The organism is Spirosoma liriopis, from assembly GCF_023196085.1.
GTDB lineage: Bacteria > Bacteroidota > Bacteroidia > Cytophagales > Spirosomataceae > Spirosoma > Spirosoma oryzicola.
Window position 1 is genome coordinate 259485 of the sequence record NZ_JALPRF010000002.1, and the last position, 22078, is coordinate 281562.

18 protein-coding genes are annotated in these 22078 nt (G+C 49.2%); 7 read left to right on the forward strand and 11 right to left on the reverse strand.

Going from position 1 to position 22078, the window contains the following annotated elements:
* The first annotated feature begins 185 nt into the window (after nucleotides 1–185).
* Both M0L20_RS10225 and M0L20_RS10230 read left to right on the forward strand, forming a co-directional pair.
* Nucleotides 186–2606, forward strand: a complete 2421-nt coding sequence (locus M0L20_RS10225) for a TonB-dependent receptor (protein WP_248476828.1) — start codon at nucleotides 186–188, stop codon at nucleotides 2604–2606.
* 1 nt (nucleotide 2607) lies between these two features.
* Nucleotides 2608–3564 carry a DUF4249 domain-containing protein gene (locus M0L20_RS10230; protein WP_248476829.1) on the forward strand — a complete coding sequence of 319 codons (957 nt, stop codon included), beginning with the start codon at nucleotides 2608–2610 and terminating at the stop codon, nucleotides 3562–3564.
* Between the two features lie 68 nt (nucleotides 3565–3632).
* Here M0L20_RS10230 and M0L20_RS10235 read toward each other — a convergent pair whose 3' ends face one another.
* On the reverse strand, nucleotides 3633–4736 hold the full coding sequence (locus tag M0L20_RS10235; protein WP_232560804.1) for a chorismate mutase: 1104 nt from the start codon (nucleotides 4734–4736) through the stop codon (nucleotides 3633–3635).
* Between the two features lie 256 nt (nucleotides 4737–4992).
* Here M0L20_RS10235 and M0L20_RS10240 point away from each other — a divergent pair, with 256 nt between their 5' ends.
* On the forward strand, nucleotides 4993–6249 hold the full coding sequence (locus M0L20_RS10240) for a proline dehydrogenase family protein (RefSeq protein WP_425276920.1): 1257 nt from the start codon (nucleotides 4993–4995) through the stop codon (nucleotides 6247–6249).
* A gap of 79 nt (nucleotides 6250–6328) precedes the next feature.
* Nucleotides 6329–7144 (forward strand): lipoprotein signal peptidase, encoded by an 816-nt coding sequence (locus M0L20_RS10245; protein ID WP_248476830.1) that lies wholly within the window; start codon nucleotides 6329–6331, stop codon nucleotides 7142–7144.
* An 80-nt stretch (nucleotides 7145–7224) separates the two neighbouring features.
* Here the strand turns inward: M0L20_RS10245 and M0L20_RS10250 are convergent, their stop codons facing one another.
* The 5 genes from M0L20_RS10250 to uppS all read right to left on the reverse strand — a co-directional run bounded on the left by M0L20_RS10250 (nucleotide 7225) and on the right by uppS (nucleotide 13945).
* Nucleotides 7225–8796, reverse strand: coding sequence for a hypothetical protein (locus M0L20_RS10250; protein WP_232560806.1), 1572 nt, complete (start codon nucleotides 8794–8796; stop codon nucleotides 7225–7227).
* 261 nt (nucleotides 8797–9057) lie between these two features.
* Nucleotides 9058–9714 carry an OmpH/Skp family outer membrane protein gene (locus tag M0L20_RS10255; RefSeq protein ID WP_232560807.1) on the reverse strand — a complete coding sequence of 219 codons (657 nt, stop codon included), beginning with the start codon at nucleotides 9712–9714 and terminating at the stop codon, nucleotides 9058–9060.
* Nucleotides 9715–9733: 19 nt separating this feature from the next.
* Entirely contained in the window at nucleotides 9734–10342 is a 609-nt protein-coding gene (locus M0L20_RS10260) for an OmpH/Skp family outer membrane protein (RefSeq protein WP_232560808.1), read from the reverse strand.
* 171 nt (nucleotides 10343–10513) lie between these two features.
* Nucleotides 10514–13105: an outer membrane protein assembly factor BamA gene (gene bamA / locus M0L20_RS10265; RefSeq protein WP_232560809.1), complete on the reverse strand. Its 2592-nt coding sequence runs from the start codon at nucleotides 13103–13105 to the stop codon at nucleotides 10514–10516.
* Between the two features lie 102 nt (nucleotides 13106–13207).
* The gene (uppS, locus tag M0L20_RS10270) at nucleotides 13208–13945 is read right to left on the reverse strand and encodes an undecaprenyl pyrophosphate synthase (protein ID WP_232560810.1); all 738 of its coding nucleotides are present in this window, start codon (nucleotides 13943–13945) and stop codon (nucleotides 13208–13210) included.
* A gap of 280 nt (nucleotides 13946–14225) precedes the next feature.
* On the opposite strand from uppS, the gene M0L20_RS10275 reads away from it, so the two are divergent.
* The 3 genes from M0L20_RS10275 (at nucleotide 14226) to M0L20_RS10285 (ending at nucleotide 17240) form a co-directional block, all read left to right on the forward strand.
* A complete protein-coding gene (locus M0L20_RS10275; RefSeq protein ID WP_248476831.1) occupies nucleotides 14226–15188 on the forward strand; it encodes a fasciclin domain-containing protein in 963 nt (320 codons plus the stop codon).
* A 27-nt stretch (nucleotides 15189–15215) separates the two neighbouring features.
* Nucleotides 15216–16277, forward strand: coding sequence for an MBL fold metallo-hydrolase (locus M0L20_RS10280; protein WP_248476832.1), 1062 nt, complete (start codon nucleotides 15216–15218; stop codon nucleotides 16275–16277).
* Between the two features lie 84 nt (nucleotides 16278–16361).
* On the forward strand, nucleotides 16362–17240 hold the full coding sequence (locus M0L20_RS10285; RefSeq protein ID WP_232560813.1) for an FKBP-type peptidyl-prolyl cis-trans isomerase: 879 nt from the start codon (nucleotides 16362–16364) through the stop codon (nucleotides 17238–17240).
* 93 nt (nucleotides 17241–17333) lie between these two features.
* Here the strand turns inward: M0L20_RS10285 and M0L20_RS10290 are convergent, their stop codons facing one another.
* The 5 genes from M0L20_RS10290 to M0L20_RS10310 form a co-directional block, all read right to left on the reverse strand.
* Nucleotides 17334–18116: a 3-hydroxyacyl-CoA dehydrogenase gene (locus M0L20_RS10290; RefSeq protein ID WP_248476833.1), complete on the reverse strand. Its 783-nt coding sequence runs from the start codon at nucleotides 18114–18116 to the stop codon at nucleotides 17334–17336.
* Nucleotides 18117–18131: 15 nt separating this feature from the next.
* Complete coding sequence (locus M0L20_RS10295) at nucleotides 18132–18824, reverse strand: YjjG family noncanonical pyrimidine nucleotidase (protein WP_248476834.1); 693 nt, start codon at nucleotides 18822–18824, stop codon at nucleotides 18132–18134.
* A gap of 78 nt (nucleotides 18825–18902) precedes the next feature.
* The gene (locus tag M0L20_RS10300; RefSeq protein WP_248476835.1) at nucleotides 18903–19208 is read right to left on the reverse strand and encodes a (2Fe-2S) ferredoxin domain-containing protein; all 306 of its coding nucleotides are present in this window, start codon (nucleotides 19206–19208) and stop codon (nucleotides 18903–18905) included.
* Nucleotides 19209–19265: 57 nt separating this feature from the next.
* Nucleotides 19266–20309, reverse strand: coding sequence for a class I SAM-dependent methyltransferase (locus tag M0L20_RS10305; RefSeq protein ID WP_248476836.1), 1044 nt, complete (start codon nucleotides 20307–20309; stop codon nucleotides 19266–19268).
* 163 nt (nucleotides 20310–20472) lie between these two features.
* On the reverse strand, nucleotides 20473–21930 hold the full coding sequence (locus tag M0L20_RS10310) for a Gfo/Idh/MocA family protein (protein ID WP_248476837.1): 1458 nt from the start codon (nucleotides 21928–21930) through the stop codon (nucleotides 20473–20475).
* Between the last annotated feature and the right edge of the window lie 148 nt (nucleotides 21931–22078).

A 22078-nucleotide genomic window follows, 5' to 3' on the forward strand; every position in this document is an offset into this window, starting at 1 on the left:
ACTACCTTGTAATCAGTTGTTTTGTTTGGCTCAGGGCCAAAAAGTAAGCAGCGTAAAAACTCTTTGCCCGGTTTGTGTATACGATTTGTCGATAAAAAAGGTTAATAGATTGATTAGCTTTATTGCGCTGGTAAGCGAGCTTACTGCCCTGCCTCAATCTACCCGTTTTCACCTCATTCTCTTTTATGCGTTTTGGTCTTTACGCTCTAGTGAGCTTTTTCTATCTGTATAACAATGTATGGGCTCAGAAAGTGACCAATCGGGCAACTATAAGCGGTTATGTGCGCGAAATAGGAAGTCAGGAAGCCCTAATTGGTGTGAACGTTTACATTCCCGGCACGACGACAGGTACCACAACGAATACGTACGGATTTTACTCGCTGACGCTGCCTGCGCAGGATAGCGTTCGATTGGCCTACTCATTCGTCGGTTACGAAACGGTTACGCGTGCCAGTCAACTACGCGCTAATCAAACAATCAGTGTAGCGCTTACGCCTGGACGCGCCTTGGCAGAGGTGAACGTGACCGCCGAATCGACGGGTGAAAAAGTTAGCGAGAGTGCTCAGATGAGTGCAATCGATATTCCAATTGCGCAGATCAAAAAAATACCGGCTTTTCTGGGAGAGAAAGACGTATTGAAAGTGCTTCAGCTGATGCCGGGTGTTCAGAAAGGTTCTGAGGGGCAGACCGGCATTTACGTGCGGGGTGGGGGACCGGACCAGAACCTAATTATTCTGGACGACGCCGTCGTGTACAATGCCAGCCATCTATTCGGCTTCTTTTCTGTATTCAACGGTGATGCGATCAAGAGCGTCGAGTTAATAAAAGGAGGCTTTCCGGCACGGTACGGTGGGCGGTTGTCGTCGGTAATCGAAATGAACCTGAAAGATGGTAACCGCGAAAAGCTCCACGGCGAAGGCGGTATCGGGCTAATCGCGTCGCGGCTGACGCTCGAAGGCCCCCTGACCAAAAACAAGAAAAGCTCCTTTCTTATATCGGGTCGTCGTACGTATCTGGATATTCTGGCGGCTCCGCTTATCAATGCCGAAACGCGTGGTCAGACAAAGATTGGGTATTTCTTCTACGACCTTAACGCCAAGGCAAATTACGACCTGAGCGATAAAGACAAATTGTATCTAAGCGGCTACTTTGGCCGGGATAAGTTTCATGCCCGTGACAGAACCCAGAACACGGATACCGACTTGAGTTGGGGTAATGCCACCAGTACACTTCGCTGGAATCACCTCTTCAGTCAAAAACTGTTCTCGAATCTGTCGCTGATTTACAGTGATTACAAGTTTCAAATTGCGTCTATCGAACGGGGAACGGTAGACAATCAGCTGTATTCGCTTCAATACAATTCGGGAATTCGGGATTTCTCGCTTAAATACGACTTCGATTATTATCCGTCGCCTGAACACTCGGTAAAAGTTGGCGTTCAGGGAACGTATCACCGCTTTACACCCAGCGCCGTTGTCTTGCAAAACAGTGCGATCAACCAGCTAAACAGCACCATAAATACTATCGACGTTACCGAATCCGGGGTTTATGCGGAGGATATCTGGCGACCTTCGAGCCGTTGGCGCATCAATGGTGGGTTACGCCTGAGCTATTTCCAACAAAAAGACGTTGGCTATTTCCGCCCGGAACCGCGCCTTTCTGGTGCTTATACACTCCGACCCGATTTGTCTGTCAAGGCGTCCTATGCGTTGATGAACCAGTATGTTCATTTGCTTTCAAATACCGGAATCGGCCTGCCAACCGATTTGTGGGTTCCTACTACCGACCGGGTAAAGCCGCAGCAATCGCAGCAAGTGGCGGTTGGCATTGCAAAAGATTTTACGACCGGGAGTTCGTTCACCAAAGGTTTGGCATTGACCATCGAAGGTTACTACAAGACGATGGACAACATTATTAACTATAAAGAAGGAGCCAGCTTTTTGTTAATCAATGACCCTACTTCGGCGAATAGCGTACGCTGGGAGGATAATGTGACCGCTGGCAGGGGCTGGTCCTACGGCGCTGAATTTCTGTTGCAGAAGAAAGTCGGACGATTTTCAGGTTGGGCGGGCTATACGCTCTCCTGGACGCAGTGGCAATTTGCCGAGTTGAACAATGGTCGGCCTTATTACCCACGCTACGACCGTCGTCATGATGTTTCGCTGGTTGGTATCTATGAACTAAACAAACGAATCACGTTGTCAGCAACTTGGGTGTACGGTACAGGAAACGCGCTTACCATGCCGATCTCCCGGTACGATGCCTACCGGGCGGGTGCTAGCTACCTGTATGACAACGACGGACGCGGTATTATACAGTCGCTTCTTCAAAATAGCCGCCCGGTCGATGATTACGGAACGCAGAGAAACCGGTTTCGGGCTGAGCCCTACCACCGCTTCGACGTAAGTATTCAGTTTCATAAGCAGAAAAAACACCACGAACGAACCTGGGAAATAAGCATGTACAACCTGTACAATCGTCGTAACCCTTATTTCTATCGGTTAGAAGCCGTCGATCCATTATCTACTGAGCCGTCGCGGATTGGGTTATTTCGTTACTCGGTTTTTCCAATCGTCCCGTCGGTGAGTTACAATTTCAAGTTTTAAAATGCGTACGAAGCTATTTTTTGTCTTTACTATCCTTAGTGGATTGACCGGTTTATTAACGGGTTGCGACAGCTTGCGCAACGAAGTTGATCCATCTGTGCTGGGAGCCGAATCGCCACGGTTGGTTGTGCATGGGTTTTTATCTCCGCAAAGTAGGGTGCTTGCCGTTCGGGTGACACGCTCGCAAACAGTAGTCGGCGACAGCGTTGGGGGAGCAGTAACGATTGATGATTCGTTGGCAGATGAAGCCGACGATGTGGTTGATGCTGTCGTTACGATCTCCGAAGGGGGACGGTCGGTGAACTTACGCTACAAAGCGAATGGGCTACCGTATTACAGTGCTCGGGCGGGAGAGCTACTAATTACAGTTGGTAAAACGTATACGCTTACGGTTCAAACGCCCAACGGCGAGCGGGCCACGAGTAGCTGTACGATACCCGGACCCGTTGGTCTTACGAGCATACGATTTGATTCATTACAGTCGGGTAGAACACAGCGCTATTTTGTCCGGGCTCGCTGGTACGATGTTGCCAATCAAACCAATTACTACCAGGTTACGGGAGCGTTCCGCTTTATTGCCGATTGCCCTGAATGCACTACTAAACCGGGTTATATAGAACGGGAAGAGTTTAGTAATTTGTCGTTTGACGATAATAGTCGGGGGCTACTTACCGATGCGGATGGGAATGACGAAATGATTTCCGGACGAGCTTACTTAAACGGGGCAAACGTAGATACACAACTGCCGTTCAGGAGGCAATACAAAACGGCAACTGTAACCATGAACTTGCTTAACATCGAACCAAGCTATTATCAATACTGGACAGCGGTGATTCGGCAGCGACGTACTCGCGGCAACCCCTTTGCTGAACCCGTTATGATTCCGAGCAATATTCAGGGAGGACTAGGCTGCTTTGCCGGCTACAGCAATTCGACGTTAACGCTACGAATAAAGTAACTATAAAATAAAAAACGGGGTACCTCGTGTCTAGAACGCGAGGTACCCCGTTTGGCAATAATAAAAATTTATACGCCCTGTACGGTACTGTTTATGATTTCGGTTTGTTTCCGAATCGACTCCATGTGGATGATTTTGTAAATCTCTTCCACCAATTCAGGATACAGACCTAATTTTTGACCCAGTTCGGTACGCGTTTTCAAGATTTCTTTCCAACGATCAGGCTGGAACAGCGTCACGTTGTTGTCGCGCTTGTACTCAGCCAGACGCTCAACCAATGCCATACGAGCAGCCAGCATTTCTACGATCTGACGGTCTACGTTATCGATGCTGCGACGTGATTGATCCATGAAGCCCTGGAACTCCAGATTCTGCGATTCAACCTGGCGGATTTGCAGATGGTCGAGCATTTCGCCAAACGCGGCTGGCGTCAACTGCTGAGCGGCATCACTCCACGCTTTATCAGGATCGATGTGCGATTCAACGATCAGACCGTCATAGTTGAGATCCATAGCCATCTGAGCCAGTTCGTTCAGATAAGCGCGCTTACCCGCCATGTGGCTTGGATCACCAATGATAGGCAACTGAGGGAAAATAGACTTAAGCTCAATCGCCATTTGCCACATTGGCACATTGCGGTATTTGCTGGCTTCGCCCGTAGCAAACCCACGGTGAATAGCGCCCAACTTTTTGATACCGGCTCCGGCCAGACGCTCGAACGCGCCTACCCACAACGCTAAATCAGGGTTAACCGGGTTTTTAACCAGAACAGGTACATCAACACCGCGCAGGGCATCGGCAATTTCCTGTACGTTAAATGGGTTAACGGTGGTACGTGCGCCAACCCACAGAATATCAACGCCGTATTTCAGCGCTAACTCGATATGTTCGGGAGTTGCTACTTCAACAGCAAACGGCAAGCCCGTTTCGGCTTTGGCGCGCTGAATCCAGGGTAGAGCGGCTTCGCCCATCCCTTCAAAGCTACCTGGCCGGGTGCGTGGCTTCCATACGCCTGCACGAATAACATGAACAGCCCCTAGTTCTTTCAACTGGCGGGCGGTTTCTACTAACTGATCTTCCGTCTCGGCGCTGCATGGGCCAGCGATGATCAGGGGCTTGCCGTTGGTCTCAATCCACGATCCAAGCGGCTCTACGGCTAATTCTACTTTCATACTAAACACTTAATATTCCAAGTAACACCTTTACTCTATAGGGAACTTTTCAATGCAAATTTATGGTATATTTGCAGAAGGAACCAGCTGTCTGTCAAGCTAGTTCCTCTATTTTTCTAAAACAGTTTTCACTTTGTCAAACAGGTCGTAATCGCGATTTTAACTTAATGACCGAAATTTCGTTATATATTTCGGTCGCGTTAGCCGAATACGAACCTAAGCTATAGATGTAGCGCCGTCAGAACGGAGCACTGATATGTCGAACCGAAGTAATGTAATGCCGGAGACCGTCGAACGGTTCAATGGCTCGTTTCAGGCTGGGTCGCATACGACCAACATGAAGCCTGTCTCTTTCGAGGACACTTCGATTGCTTTTTCTTCCCAGTCGGATTCAAAACTGAGAAAGACCTACTGGTTATTTGCGTTGATGAATAAAGGATGGCTGGTAAATTTAGGGACTTTTTTTATAAAGATTGCCCTCCGCCTGCATCTCCCTATTAAATTCCTCATAAAAAACACGATTTTCGAACAGTTTTGTGGGGGAGAAAGCATTCAGGATTCTGAAAAAACAATTCAGTATCTACATAACGTACACGTAGGAACCATCCTTGACTATTCCGTTGAAGGCGAGGATAATGAGAAAAGCTTTGATGAGACAACGCTCGAAATCCTGCGGACAATCGAGCGGGCCAGCCAATCCGACGATATTCCCTTTTCTGTTTTTAAAGTCACGGGCTTAGCGTCCACTGAACTTCTGGAAGCTGTTCAGATCGGCGATTCGCTTAACAAAGAGCAGAAAGCGCAGTTTGACCGGGTTCTCAAGCGGGTTGATACCCTTTGTCGCCGGGCTTACGAACGTAATGTGCGAATCTTTATCGATGCCGAAGAAAGCTGGATTCAGGATACGATTGATACATTGGCCTACGAAATGATGGATCGCTACAATCACGAGCGGCCCGTTGTTTTCAATACCTATCAAATGTATCGGTGGGAAAGCCTGGACCACCTGCGCCGGGATGTGAACGAAGCGCACGCAAAAGGGTATTTTCTGGGTGCCAAGCTGGTTCGGGGTGCTTATCTGGAGAAAGAACGGCTTCGTTCGCACGAAGAAGAATACCAGGATCCGATTCAGGCAACGAAAGAAGATACGGACCGTGATTTCAATGCTGCTATCGATTTCTGTCTGGAAAACCGGGATGTCGTGTCATTCTGCTTGGGCACGCACAATGAGTACAGTTGCCAGTACTGTGTTCAGCAAATGAAACGGTATGAAATTGAACCGGGCGATTCGCATATTTACTTTGCTCAACTGCTCGGCATGAGCGACAACATATCGTACAATCTGGCCAATGCGGGTTACAACGTGGCTAAATATGTGCCTTATGGACCTGTTGAAACGGTAATGCCTTATCTATTTCGGCGGGCGGAGGAAAACAAATCCATCGCTGGACAAAGCAGCCGGGAGTTTATGCTGGTCAGCGATGAGTTGAAGCGCCGTAAAGGTTGTAATTAATTTTTCGGAAAGGCACGGCATTTGTTGCTTTGCTTTTACTGTTTATAACGGCACAGCAGCGATGCTGTGCCTGTGCTTTATGATCAAGAAAAGTCCTCTAAAATTTTTTATCCTAACCCTGATTCTGATTCTCATTGACCAGGGCGTGAAGCTAGCCGTTCATTTTTACATGGCTCCTGGCTTTGCGGGTCAAATAAAACTGGTTGGTGATTGGCTTAAACTGCATTATGTGTTGAATCCAGGAATGGCGTTCGGAATGCAGCTAGGGTATGAGTACGGCAAATTGCTGCTGAGTGTGTTTCGGCTTTTTGCGATGGTAGGTATCGGCTATTACTTGGTTCATTTGGCGCATCGAGGGGCTCCCGATGGATTGCTCTGGGCAATGGCTATGATTCTGGCCGGAGCCGTTGGTAACGTAATTGATAGCACATTTTACGGCGTCTTCTTGAATAATGCACCGTACGGTTCGCCGACACCCTGGTTTCACGGTCAGGTAATCGACATGGTTTTCGTCGATGTATGGGAAGGGTTTATTCCGGACTGGGTACCGGTCTGGGGGGGACAATACTATTCAACGCCAATTTTTAACATTGCCGATTCGTGCATCTTTATCGGTGTCTGTATGATCCTGATCTTTCAGCGCCGTTTCTTTGGTGGTCATACCCTTGAAGATGGTTTGCTGCCTGTTTCTGGTCCTGATGCTACCCAAGCCGAAGTAGTACCAATGTCGGAGCTTACGGATGGAGAGTATGCCGAAAAACAGGTTGAAAAGACGAATGAAGAGCTGTCAAAGGAAACGAGTAACGACGAAAAAACGTCGTCTTCTTCGGAGCCAGTGACGTTAGAAGAACCAAAAGACGAAGACTCCCTTTCGTCTGATTTAAAGAAGTCCTGATTCAATTTTATACTCTAGCCATCAAAACGAAGGGCGTCTGAACAGTCAGACGCCCTTCGTTTTGATGGCTAGAAGAGGATTTATTGAGTCTCTTCTAAAGGAGTGAAATCCTTAAACGTTCGCTTGATCGCTTTGTCGGAGGCTTCTTTCTTACTTTGCCAGTTGGCGTCAAGTTCTAAGGCAACCAGTCCGCTTAAGCTCATCGCGCTCCGAAAATCGTCCAGTTTTTTAACAAACTCATTGCTTCGGCGGGATGATTTGAGCGAAAACTCCCGGGCAAAAACATCTCCTTTGTTCTGCAACTCTGATTTCTTTCCCAACACGTAATTATAGCGGTCGAGTAGGTCTTTCATCGATTTGCCAATAACTTCCGTTGCTTCCAGTGTTCCCATCGTCAGAACGGCGGTACCACCAATTGCTGAAATGAGACGCTGTTGATCTGGCCTGTCAGCCGTTATTGCTGGCGATACGCCCGTGACTGCGCCCAGGGATGCGTTGGCAACCGAGCGGTTCCGTTTGCCGCCTTTAGCCCGCTTATAATCTTTCTTGAGCTGTTCTTCTTTTTCGCCTAATTGTTCGACCAATCCCCAAGCCTGTACAAGTAGCTGACGATAGAGCGAGTAGTAGTACCGATCTTTCTCTAATTCGTTTACGGTATTGATTACGGTAAATGTGATGCGACGTTCCTCCCGGTTCTTCGCTTTGTCAAGGGCGTAGAACGTGATTTGCGTGTTTAGTGAATCATAGGGGTCCTTTACAAAGTCGTAGCCGGGCTGCCAGATGAATTCGTACTGGTTATCCGTGTTTTTTACTAAGCTCGTCTTGGGTATTTGCTGATTGTCCGACAAAAAACCGAATGTAGTCACGTCGTCTTCTCCGTTTGGATCCGAGAGGTAAAACTTAAGGTTTACCGTTGCGTTTTCCTTTAGCTTGTAGTGGGTCTCTTTTGGTATAATCTGGATAATAGGAGGAAGGTCCATCTCCGTTACCTGAACCTTGAGACGGCCTTTTGTGCGCGTTTTTGCGGGCTGGTCTTCTACCCAAAATTCGATGTACTGTGGATTTTGCTTTAATCGATTAAACTGATTCAAAGACAGCGTCCACGTCAGTTCACCCTGTGAAGAAAGCTTGCTACCTTCCGGCATCTGGTCCGCAATAGGAATAAAGGCAATCGGGTCGCCATCGTCATCGTGGACAATTTCGGGGTCGATTTTATAGGTGTTCTGCGTTCGGTAGCTCACGTAAAACGGCTGTAGGTCGCCAACGACCGGCGGGCGGTTAACGTGCATTACTTTAAAATCGACGGTCTGAGAAGCCATTTGCCCACGTCGATTTCGGGCCTCAAACGTCACGGGATAAGTCTTGGTCGTCTGAATACGGTCGGCCAGATCGAAACCAGGAGTCCAGCTGAAATGACCCAGCGAGTCCAGGCGCATGCCTTCCTGCTTGTTGTCTCCAAAGGAATAGATTATGGTGTCAGTAGGAACTGCATTCGTTTTCAAGTCAAACTGAATCGTGCTACCTTCTGGTACCGTATTCCAGTTAGCTTGCGTAGGTAGTAGTAATTGAAATGATTTGGCGTCCTGCGCGTAGCTGCCAACAACTGAGAGAAGTATTAGCAGCCACGCTATAGTACCGGCAGTTCGGCTCATAAGCAACAACAAAAGGTGGTCTGTCTTGAAAAACGTAAAAGTAAGGCGAAGATTTCGTCTGTTTAATTCAAAGGGACAGTTTTGATACTTTTCTTAGTTAAATCTAGGAAATGCCCTGTAATAATTATGTTTTTCGTTGAACAAATGCGCATGTTAATGAGGTGACAGAAAGCAAGACCTTTGGAGAAAATCCAATAAAAAATCGCTCCCTGCCAAGGCGGGGAGCGATTATAAGCATAAGCCGGATCGGCTATTTATTACTTAGTTTTTTTTTGGCGTTGCTGCTCCTGAACCCGCGCTAGCTGGTTTGCTTGCGTTGTTGGTGGCGGCTGGCGTTGCAATCTTGGTTGGGTCGATACCCAATTTTTTCAGCACTAGCTCTGTAATGTTATTTTCTTCTGGAGCTACTAACAGGATTGGAGTCGTGTTGGCACCAGCGTCCAGGTTGAAAACGTACGTATACGCGTTTTCTTTAGCTACCGCATCAATTGCTTTTTGAATCTTCTGCACAACAGGATTAACCAGCTGGCCATATTTGTTTTGCAGCGATTGCTCAGCGGTCCGGCCAAACTCCTGAATCCGACCTTGCAAACCCTGCAATTCCGTTTCGCGGTCTTTGCGGATAACATCCGTCATCTGCGCTGCGCCTTTTTCGTAAGCACCGTATTTATCTTCCAGTTCCTTCTGCATCCGCTTCAGTTCGTTTTCCGACTGCGTGCGCTGGATCGTCAGTTGGTTCTGGATGTCTTTTGCTTCAGGCGTTTGCGCGAGGATATAATCAATATTCGTATAGCCTAACTTCAGTGAAGCAGCTGCGGTTGTGGTCGGAGCTGCTGTTGTCGTTTGAGCTTGTGCCTGTGCATTCAGACCGCCTACCAAAAGAGCCGTTGCGAATGCCATGACGAGGTTTTTATTCATCTCAGTTTACTTGTTTGTACTACTTCGGTTTTATGGTTGTTTTATTGTCGGGGGTACCGTTGGCTGGTTGGGTTGGCGCATTAACGGCTGTTGGTTTGTTTGGCTTGTTGGCTGCATCCAAACCTAGTTCCTCCATAATGTAGTCCGTGTAATCGTGACGGGGATTCGTGTAAAGCATCGTAAAATCAGAAGCCTTGTCAAAGACAAATTCTAATTTCTTTTGTACAGCAACTTTCTCGATTGCCCGGTTCACCAACTCCATCGGCACCTTCATCAGTTCTTTCTTTTTCTCGAAAAGCAATCCCTGATAGCCAAAGACCTTGTTGTTGTACTCTCTGGCTTCGCGTTCTTTATCGCTTAGCACCCGTTGACGGTCGCGTTTCATGTCTTCAGTCAGCAGGATCTCCTCCGCCTGATACGATCTCTGCAATTTCTCGATCTCGGCGTATTTTTCCTGAATGTCCTTCGACCACTTATCCGCAAACTTATCGATTTCGCTCAATGCCTTCTGATACTCCGGCATCTTGCCCAAAATGAACTCTGAGTCTACGTACCCAAATTTTTGTGCTCGTGCCGGTAACGCAAGACAAACGGCGCACAAAAGTACGAAAAAAAGGCCCTTTTTCATTATCAGCCGATCAATTTTTTACGCGAACTAATTGATTGTCAATTATGGATGTCAGCCTTTTGCCTGTTAGATACACAACTAACACGAAGGTTTAATTGCGAGTTCATTGAACCGGCCATTAGGGCAACAACCCAATTTTTATCTACAACTAACGCTCAACAGTTCGAAATCTTATCTGAATTGCTGACCAATTGTAAAGTGGAACTGACCTGAGGCTTTGTCTTTGATACCCGGAATCTTGTCAAAACCATAGCCATAGTCAATACCAATCAGACCGAAAGCAGGCATGAAAATCCGAGCCCCAAAACCAACCGACCGTTTCAAATCAAAAGGATTGTACTGCTTGTAGCTTGCCCAGTTGTTACCCGCTTCCAGGAAGGTCAGCACGAAAATAGTGGCCGACGGGTTCAATGAAATAGGATATCGTAGCTCCGTAACAAACTTGTTGTACACAACTCCACCCTGGCTACGAGCATTGGTTGTAGGAACCCGGTCGTAATCGGCTGTGTAAACGCTCCGGTCATCGTAACCGCGTAGACCAATGATGTCCTGTGCCAGCGCAAACTGACCCTGACCAGCCAAACCTGATCCACCTAATACAAACCGCTCAAAAGGTCCGATTGCCGTGCGCTTGTTATAGCTACCCAGGAAACCCATGTGCGCCCGTGCGTTCAGTACCAGCTTGCCGAATACCGTCTGGAACCAGCTGGCGTCAAACATCCACTTGTGGTACTCTACAAACTTGTATCTGTCTTCCGGCTTTTCTGTTGTGGTCACTGTCCGGAAAGCGGAGTAAGGTGGAGTAAACGAACCACTCAACGTAAACGACGAACCAGAGCGCGGGAACTGCGGGTTATCGATGCTGTTCCGCGAAAGGGTTGTATTGAAGGTGAAGTTGTTCGAGATACCGTTGCTATACCCGATGTAGAACAAATCCAGGTTATTCAAATCGTACCGTTGATACGACAAGGAATTGCTCAAGGTAAAGAAGTCATCGGGGACTTTTAGCTGCCGGCCTAAGCCAACCGTAATAGCGGTGTTTGTGTAAGAACCCGTTGGTTTACGACCTTTAAGGCTTTGGTAGATACTAAGCGGATTTGTTGGATCGTAGAACGTGCGATAAACCGTGTGGCTGGCACTTACTGACAGCGCATTGGGTTTGCGGCCACCCAACCAAGGTTCCGTAAACGACAGCGAATACACCTGATACTGGCTACCGTTGGCCTGGAAGCGCAACTGTACACGCTGCCCATCGCCCGCTGGTAAGGGCCTCCAGGCGCTGAAATTCGGAATGTTGCGGGCTGAGAAGTTGTTGAACGTCAAACCGAGCGTTCCGACAAAACCGACGTAGCCACCCCAACCGCCTGACAATTCGATCTGATCCGATGGTTTCTCTTCAACCGTGTATTCAACGTCAACCGTGCCGTCATTCTGCGGAATGGGGTTGATACCGATTTTTTCCGGGTCGAAATAGCCAAGCGTGGCTAATTCGCGCTGGGTACGAATGAGGTTCGTTTTCGAGAACTTCTGGCCCGGCAGCGTCCGGATTGAGCGCATAACCACATGGTCACTGGTTTTGGTATTACCGTTCAGAATAATGCGGTTGATCGAAGCCTGTTTGCCTTCGAAAATGCGGATTTCCAGATCTATCGAATCGCCATCGATGCTTTTCTCAATAGGCTGTGCATTGTAATACAAATAGCCATCGTCCATGTATAGTGAACTCAGATCCTGTCCGGGGTTACCGTTCAGCTTTTTCTCTAGGTCCTCTGGGTTGTACACATCACCTTTCTGGATGCCAAGTACATCGCGCAGACGGGTTGCAGGATACAGGTAGTTGCCCGAGAAGTCAACATTACGATAGTAGTACTTATGCCCTTCGTTCAGCGTCATATTGATGCTGATGGTGTTGTTGCTGTTGTGGATGATTGTATCGTGTTCGATAGCCGCATCCCGATAGCCAAGCTTGTTGTAATATTCAATCAGCTTCTGTTTATCCTCTTCGTACTTTTTAGGGACAAACTTCGACGGTGAGAACAAGCGGCCAAAGCGTTTTTCTTTGGTGCTTTTAAGCTTCATCCGAACGGCGGATTCTTCGACCTCATCCCGGCCTTCGAACGAGATCTTGGCAATCTTAACCTTCTGCCCTTTATCGACCAGTACGCGCATAGTCGCGTTATTGCGGGCGCTATCCGGTATAGTTGTAATTTTTACTTTCGTATTCAGATAGCCTTTATCGACGAAGAATTTCCGAACGGCCATCTGCGTATTTTTGGTGATGGTGTTCGAAACGATCTTACCCAGATTCAGCTTCACTTTATCTTTCAGCTGATCCTGTTCGCCTTTTTTGACACCCAGGAAGGTAACCCGGTAAAGGCGGGGCCGCTCCTGAGCCCGGAACATCAGCGTAACCTTGCCTTCGCCTGCATGGTTGGCAAACAACTCAACGTTGTCGAGCAGACCCGACTCCATCAGTTTGCGAACCGCCGAGCCAACCGCTTCCCCCGGAATCCGGATTTTATCGCCGACTTTAAGGCCCGATAAAGATACCAGTGAGTTGGGGTCGAGATAACGGGTTCCCGTCATGGTCAGCCCGGTAATTTCGTAATCTTTAGGATTGGCGTAATTCAGCAATTCATCGTTGCTGAGCGGGGTTTCTGTACCTCGTCCGACGCCCACACGAACCTGCGCCCGAAGCGTGGCCGGATATAAACTAGTGAGCAACAAAAAAGCTCCCAGTACGAGTTTTATACGGTGTTTCAAGTGAATTGTACAGTTTTCGATTTTCTGTTTTTCAGTAGGTGAGTTTTCAGTTGCTTTGCTCGGCCAGATTTCCCGAAACTCATCTACCAACGACTGAAAACTTTATTTAACTAATTGCTCGCTGGTTTTCCCAAACCGGCGCTCACGTTTTTGATAGTTCAAAATGGCTTCGTACAAATGGTTTTTGCGGAAATCCGGCCAGAGTACATCTGGCATGTAAAGTTCCGAATACGCCAACTGCCAAAGCAGGAAGTTGCTGATACGCATCTCGCCACTGGTTCGGATCATCAACTCAGGATCGGGGATGCCATCCGTCGTCAGATAATGGCCAAAAAGCGTCTCATTGATGTCATCCGTTGTCATCCGTCCGTCGCGGACATCCGTGGCAATCTGCCGAACCGCTTCCAAAATTTCCCAGCGTCCGCTATAACTTAACGCCAGGATCAGCGTTAAACCCGTATTACCCGCTGTTTCCCGCATGGCTTCGGCCAGTTCGCGCTGGCAGTCGCCGGGAAGGCTCTCCGTGTTACCGATGGTGGTCAGCCGCACGTTGTTATTCATCAGGGTTTTTATTTCGCCCCGAATCGTATGAACCAACAGCGTCATGAGTGCATCAATTTCAAATTTTGGTCGGTTCCAGTTTTCCGTTGAAAATGCGTAAAGCGTCAAAAATTTAACGCCCAGCTCGGCACAACCCTCTGTTACCTCACGCACAGCCTTAATGGCATTCCGATGGCCAAACACCCGGGCAGCGCCCTGCCGTTTCGCCCAACGTCCGTTTCCGTCCATGATAACGGCTATGTGCTGAGGCAGATTGCTCGGGTCAATGAGTTCTTTCATCCCAATGGGGGAGTTTTAACTTTATTTAAGAATCAATCTTACAAAAGTACCTATAAATCCCGATAAAGAGTGAGCTTGCCCTGAAATCCAATTTCTTAAAATTTGTTATAAGTTAAATTTTTGGGCGGGCCAGAACAATTTTTTCTCACTGGATTGAACGTGCCGGTAAGCCTGGTCTGGTAGTTACTATTGGGTGCCCGTTTATCTTTGCACACGGGAAACATAAGCGGGGCCGTTACGTTTGACGTACAAAGACCTCTTATTTCATTGTTCACTTCGTATGACTAGATTTTTTTCATTGCTTCTGGGCCGAGGCCAGTTGGCTGTTTTGGGGCTACTGCTGACAGCCTTACTGAGTTGTACAAAAGATGATACGACTGTTGCCGAGCCCAAAACGATTACGGATCAGATTCTGGAAGATAAACAGTTTAGCCTGCTGAAAGAAGCAATGGCTTATGCCAATGCCGGTGATGCACTCAAAGCCGCTAACCTGACTTTCTTTGCGCCCAACGATGCGGCTTTCCAGGCATCGGGTATCTCGTCGGTGGCTACCATTATGACCATGTCGAAAGAGCAGGTCAAGACAATGCTGCTCTATCATGCGCTCAATGCGCCCGTTACCTCGTCAGCCATTCCGTCCGGGCAAAATGCGGTGCTGACGGCTAGCCAGGGGGTGGCTTACCTGAACAATGCCGGAGGAGGTACGATCTACGTTAACAGTGCCCGGGTTACCCAGCCGGATATTAAAGCCGCCAACGGTATCATTCACGTGATTGATCGCGTATTGACGCCATCCGCCGGGTCTATTCTGGCCACGATTCAAGCCAATCCGAGACTGACCTTTCTGGCGGCTGCCGTCAAACGCGTTGACAGTAGCAACCCATCTCTGATCGCGTCGCTCAGCAATACGTCCGCTTCGAATCCGCTTACGTTGTTTGCGCCGAATGACGATGCCTTTATAGCCGCTGGCTACAAAACGATAAGCGCTATCGAAACCGCTTCAACGCAAACGCTTTTGTCACTGCTTTCGTACCACATCGTGTCTGGCCTAAACCTGTCGTATCAGATTCAGACAAGTTCGGTCAATACCCTGCTGAGTGGTAACCGGTTGAACTTAACCGCCAGTAATGGTGTGCTGGGGGTAAAAGGTAATAAGAATACAACGCCAGCTATCGTCCGAACCGCCGATCTGGTTGCTACCAATGGCGTCGTTCATATTATTGATCAGGTGTTGCAACCGTAAATCGGACCAATCGACCGAATTCTGCTGATGGCTATGTGGTCTAAAGTGCTGCTTGGATTGGGTGTGCTGATTCTGGTGGTTGTTATTGTGGCGTTGATTATCGGCTACGCTGTTTCGGGACCTCGCTATTCCGGACCGATCAGTGATCATTTCGACGGGAATGAATTTCAAAATCTGGATGGGGTAAAAGCTAAAGGCTTTCGGGAAGTGCTGGCCTGGTCGCTCAACCGCCACCGTGACCCCTGGCCAGCCTACCATAATGATCCACCCGGTCCGCCACCGCCCACGCGCGTTGAAGGCCGGACGGTACGAGTGACATTCATTAACCACTCGACAGTATTGCTTCAGTTCGATGGCTTGAACGTACTGACCGATCCGGTGTATTACGAACGTGTAAGTCCGGTGCAGTTTGCGGGTCCCAAACGAAACAACCCGCCGGGCATTCGTTTTGATGAACTGCCTAAAATTGACGTACTTTTGCTGAGCCATAACCACTGGGATCACCTGGATATTGGAACGGTGCAAAAGCTCTGTGATCGCGACAAACCGACGGTGTTCTGTCCACTGGGTCTGAAAGCATTTCTGGAAGAAAAAAATTGTCGGAATGTTCAGGAGATGGATTGGCGTCAGTCCGTTGCCTTCAATGACAGCACGGCGATTCACTGTGTTCCCGCGCAGCACTTCTCGGGTCGGGGCCTGTTCGACCGAAATGCTACTCTATGGGCGGGTTACGTAATCGATAGTAAAGTAGCCGGTAAGTTATACTTTGTGGGAGACAGCGGGTACGGCACGTTTTTCAAGGATATTGGCAAGCAGTTCGGTCCGTTACGGCTGGCGCTGATTCCAATTGGCGCGTATAAGCCACCCTGGTTTATGGCCCCTATTCACTGTTCACCGTTCGAAGCGGTGCAGATCCATACCGATGTTCAGTCGCAGCAAAGCGTGGCCATTCATTTTGGTACCTTTCCGCTAGCCGATGATGGAGCCGCCGAACCAGTGCGTGATCTGGCAAAGGCATTAGCCGAAAAAAATGTACCTTCTGAGCGGTTTCAAGCGTTAAAAGCAGGGGCAAGTCTGGTTCTGGATTGAAAAAATTGACTTCCGTCCCAACGCTACGCCACACTACGGGGTCATTATGCGTACTAGTTAGTATCTATTTGTCTATTTAATTCCATGCGTAAGCTTCAATTACTTATTTGCGGTGCATTGCTGATTGGGGGAGTAGCCGCTTGCTCCCAACAGGATATCGACGCGTCGAACACACGATTTGCTGAGAACGATCAGCAGATCAAAACCTACGCCACAGCTAAAAACCTGAATGGCAAAACAACCAATTCGGGTTTGTATTACGTCATCACCTCACCCACAACCGGTAAACTACCGTCGCTTGGGGAAGAAGTAGAGTTTATGTACAAGTCGTATAATTTACAGGATGTGTTGATTGACAGTACAGTAAGTGGTAAACCTGTTTATTATCCGCTGGGTATTCAATCCATTCTGGCCGGTCTGGAGGAGGGTGTAGGGTTGATGCACGAAGGCGAGAAAGCAACGTTCCTGATTCCGTCGTATCTGGGTTACGGAAACAATGCCGTTAACGCAAACCTGCCTGCTTACTCGGTTGTACGGTTCGACGTGCAGCTAAACCGGTCCCGTACCGAAGATCAGCAAATCCGGCAGTACATCGCCGATAGAAAGTTGGTGGTTAGTGATTCGTCGTCGACAGGAGTGCGGGTTATCAAAACCAAAGCGAACCCAACTGGAGCGGCCCTTGGCGCTAATCAGACGGTTACGATAAAATACGTAGGCCGACAACTGCGGGCTGCCGCTCCGTTTGATAGTACCGGACAGAATTTCGACGCGGTGCTGGGCGGCAACCGGTACGTAAAAGGCTTTGAAGAAGGGCTGTCGAAATTGCGCGTTGGTGAAACGGCAACGATATTGTTCCCCTCAACCGTTGGCTACGGAACGACCGGTGTGATTAGTGGAAATTCATACAAAATCACTCCCTACGCGCCACTCCGTTTCGATATACAAGTGATTTCGGTAAAATAACCAGATCGTTAGCTGATATTAATTCGCAAAACGTACTCATGACAAAGGCCGGTCACTTGATCGGCCTTTGTCGTAGATAGTAAGTGGTAGCATTTATTTCGGAGCCATTCGGATAGCACCATCCAGCCGGATCACTTCACCGTTCAGCATTGGATTTTCGATGATGCTTTTCGCGAGCAACGCGTATTCGTCGGGTCGGCCAAGCCGCGACGGAAACGGTACCTGCTGACCTAGTGATAAGCGCGCTTCTTCGGGTAAACTTGCCAGTAAGGGCGTCTCGAACAAACCGGGTGCAATGGTCATCACCCGGATGCCGGAACGAGCCAGATCACGCGCGATGGGTAACGTCATCCCCACGATACCACCTTTTGACGCCGAATAAGCCGCCTGACCGATCTGGCCGTCGTAAGCCGCTACCGATGCGGTGTTGATAATAATCCCCCGCTCGCCGTCGCTGCCGCTTGGTTCGTTGTGTTCCATCGCCAGAGCCGCCAGCCGGATGACGTTGAAGGTGCCGATCAGGTTGATGGAAATTACTTTTTGAAAAGCCGCCAGTGAGTGCGCTCCGTAAACACCATCCACTTTACCTACGGTTTTACGAGCTTCGGCGACCCCCGCACAGTTCACATTGATGTGTAAACCCCCAAACGCTTCTACTGCCAGATTGACAGCCGCTTGTACATCCGCTTCGTCGGTAACGTTAGCCTTAATAAAGCGGGCGGTTGCTCCTAGTTCTTCAGCCAAGGCATTGCCACGTTCTTCGTTAAGATCGACGATGACGACGTTAGCCCCGTTCGAGGCCAGCAGTCGGGCGGTTGCTTCCCCAAGGCCGGAAGCGCCACCGGTTATCAGTGCCGTTGATGAGTTTAGTTGCATAACGTGCTAAACGTTTTACAGAATCGCAATTAGTTCTTTCCAGTGGCGAATGTCGTAGGTCGGTTGATCATCGACAAGTAATCCCTGCGGATTGTAAAATACCGTATCCAGATTAACGCCTTTTGCGCCCATGATATCGGCCTCGTAGTTATCGCCGATCATCAGGCTCTCCTGCGCATTAGTTCCGCTGATTTCCATCGCGTACTGAAACACCAGCGGATTCGGCTTCTTCGCGTTAGCATTTTCGCTCGTGACGACATGGGTAAAATAATGCGCTATTTCGGCACTATCCATCTTAATCGCCTGAATTTCGGCGAAACCGTTGGTGATGATGTGCATGATGTAGCCTTTCTCTTTCAGGTAATCCAGTACTTCACGCGCCGACTCCAGCAAATGCGGCTTGCGGGGTAAAATTCGCAGGTATTCCGTGTTGAGGTCCGCGTGGACTGCTGACTCATCGACCCCCAAAGCCTGAAAAACCAGCGGAAAGCGGTGCTGCCGGATGTAGCTATGCTCAATAAGGTTCTTGTCGTAATCGGCCCACAACTGTCGATTGATCGTAACAAAGTGCCGACTGAACTCTTCGGCAGAAGGAATACCTAAATCGACTAGCCGAAACGTTTCGAACAATTCAGTAATCGACTCGGCTGAATTACGGTCAAAATCCCACAGCGTGTGGTCAAGGTCGAAGAACAGGTGCTTGTACATGAAACAGGTTTTTCGTTTCCAGCGATAATGGCTTGTTTAACAAGTAAGTTGTCGGACGGAAAGCAGGAGGACGAGAAGCTAGTAATTTAACTTAAGCCGCTCGACGGGCTGGTTATTTATCAGATCGCTCTCTACGATTTCTTCAACGTCGGACAGTTGAACGTTGCCGTAATACGTACCTTCCGGATAGACAACCAGGGCTGGACCAAAGGCGCAGGCGTCGAGACAGCCAGTCCGCTGCGCGCGCATTTCTTTCAACAAACCACGTTGGGCCAGAGCCGCTTTAAACGCATCAACGAGTTCGTTACCGTGAGTTTCACCACAGGACTTTTTTGGGGCGGCCTTCTGATTGGCACAAATAAAAACGTGCTTTTTGTATTTCATGGGATTGAATCAAATCTATGCGGCAAAGGTACGGAACGAACCGGACTACCGGCCAACTTACTTTTTGGCGGCTACCATCACCCGACCGGGCATGGTGCGGTACGAGATAACTTTGTGCGCTTTCAAACCGGCGGTTTGCTGCCACTGCTGAATTTCGGTGACGGAGTAATTTCCCGCTGTGCTGCTCAGACCGTAGAATAAATCGGTACTGCTGCCGATCAAGTCCGGTTTGGCTCCCAGCTCGGGACGGATAAATTCATTAACGATAAATACCCCGCCGGGCCGTAGCGCACGCGCCACTTTGTCCGTGACGAGTTGATTTTGTTCAGGAGTAAAATGATGCGCCAGACTTGACAGAAGCACAATGTCAAACGCACTTTCGCCGAAATCGTCGGTAAGCGCGTTACCCGGTCGGTACGTTATCCGATTGCCCATGCCTTGCCGGGCGAGCAGTGGAGCCGCTTGTTCAATAGCCGGCGGTAAATCCAGAATGATTGACGTCAAAGCCGGAAGTTTACGGCAAAGGGCTGCCGAATGCTGACCGTGCGAACCACCAATGTCTAGCATCGACGTGGCTCCTTTCGGAACGGGTGCCCGTCGGCCAAACTCCCGCGCTTCGGTGCTTGACGCTGCGACCATTGCCTCCTGGTAATACTGCCACTGCTCGGTTGACAGCGAGTCGTGGTACTGAATGCCTTCGCCCGTTTGCAGGTAGTTGCCCAACTGATTCATCCAATCCCAGACGACGCGGTTGTTGAAGATCATCATGCCGTAGACCGAGAACGGGTCATCTTTGAGCGTAAACCGTCGGGCCATTCGGGTCAGCGAAAACTGGTTATTTTTATAGGTAAAGTAACCCATTGCCGTCAGCAGACCCATCAACTCGCCCAGTGCCTTCCGGTTCAGATGCAATGTTGTCGTAAGTTCGTCCAGCGTTTTGCGGCCTTCTTTGACGGCTTCAAAGATACCTTTATCGGCGGCTTCGAGTACCGCCTTTGCCAAAACGGGCATAATCTGAACGTGGAGGAGCGGAATAGGGGCAAGGTTAGCGCGAAGGGCCAGCCATTCAAGTGGATTTTCAGGCGAGATGGTAAGTTGCATAAACGTATTACTTCTAACCGTACAACTCGCAAAAGCCAGAACTGGCTTCTAGACGGGAAAGTATTTATCGAACTGCTCCGTGCCGGGCTCAATCAAAAACAAGTCGTCCCGACAGATCTGACAAAACAGATTCTGTCGGGACGACTTGTTCACGTCGAGTAGCTTAGGATCGTTTGCCCGACGATTTAGAGGAAGCAATTGGCTTTTTGGGCGTTACTTTGGTCGTCGTTGGATTTTTCTGGGTCATCGTGACAGGGTCCCAATGAATCACTTTCTGTTCGAAATAGCTTTCGTTGCAGGCCAGTACCGGCGCGGCTGCCCGGAAACCAAACACGGGATCTTCAACCGTTCCCTGACTTCCCTGCCGTACATTCTCGAAAAAGTTAGCGAAGTGTTTAGCGTGCGGGTCGTCGTCTTTCGGGGCTTCGAATCGTACTTCTTTCACGGGTTCTGCCTTTCGGGTTTCGGGCGGGTACTGGGCATCGTACTGCTTGACAAACTCCTGCTGCACGGGTTCGGTAAACGTAAAGAAGCTATCGTAACCGCCGTAGCCGGGAGCCGTCGGTAGTTTCTTCTTGCTCATGATAAGGTTGTTTTCCGAAAACTCAATCTGGCCTTCGTTACCGATAATCCGGGTTACGTCGTTGATCTTACCGGCGTTGGCAAAGTTTACGCGCAAAACCATCTGAAACGCTTCGTGCTGGTCGGTTTTCGGATAATCCATAATGCACGACATCACATCTGGTACATCACGGCCATCTTTCCAGTACGCTAAATTTCCCGATGAGAAGATCCGTGTTGGACCGAGGGTATTCGTAACGAAGTGAACGCCGGTGATGAGGTGGACAAACAAGTCACCCGCAACGCCGGTGCCGTAGTCCCGGTAGTTCCGCCAGCGGAAAAAGCGTTTTGGGTCAAACGCTTTCTTCGGCGCGTCGCCCAGAAAACGGTCCCAGTCGAGGGTTTGTGTAGACGCATCGGGTGGAATGGAATACTGCCAGGCCCCCATAGCGTTGAACCGGTCGTTGTTCGACTCGATATAATTGATCTGTCCGATTTCACCCGCTTCGACGAGTCGTTTCGCTTCCTGAAAGGCCGCGCTGCTGATGCGCTGACTGCCTACCTGCATGGTTTTGCCTGATTTCTTCCAAGCATCAATCACTGCTTTGCCTTCGCTGAGGTGCTGTACCATCGGTTTTTCGCAGTAAACATTTTTACCTGCTTTGAGCGCTGCGATGGTGATATGATCGTGCCAGTGATCGGGCGTAACAACCAGAACGGCGTCAATATCGGGCCGGGTCAGAATTTCGCGGTAGTCGCGGGTTGTGAACAGCTCCTTATCTTTCCCGTAGGCCGTTTTCGCGTGCTCCAGCCGACCGTCGTACAAATCAGCTACCGCCACCAGTTCTACGTCAGGACTACGAAGGGCCGCGCGGGTATCAAAATTGCCCTGTATTCCCATGCCGATGGTGGCAAAGCGAATCTTGTCGTTCGGGCTGATTTTCTTAAGATTCTTGATGTAGGCAGGAGCCACGCCAAACGGTTTCGCCAGCCCTTGCGTGGCTATGAGCGCCGAAGCCGCCGACAGGCTTTTTATGAATGTGCGTCTGTTGGATTGCATAGGAAAGATTCGTTTCGAGTATGCTAACTAAAGCGTAAACATTGAAAAAAATACCCCTATTTTCTGGCGTTAATGCGTGTTCTTTTGCGGTGGTGTCGGTTTCTTAAAACCGACACCACCATAGAAGGGTATCAGATTGGGACAAATC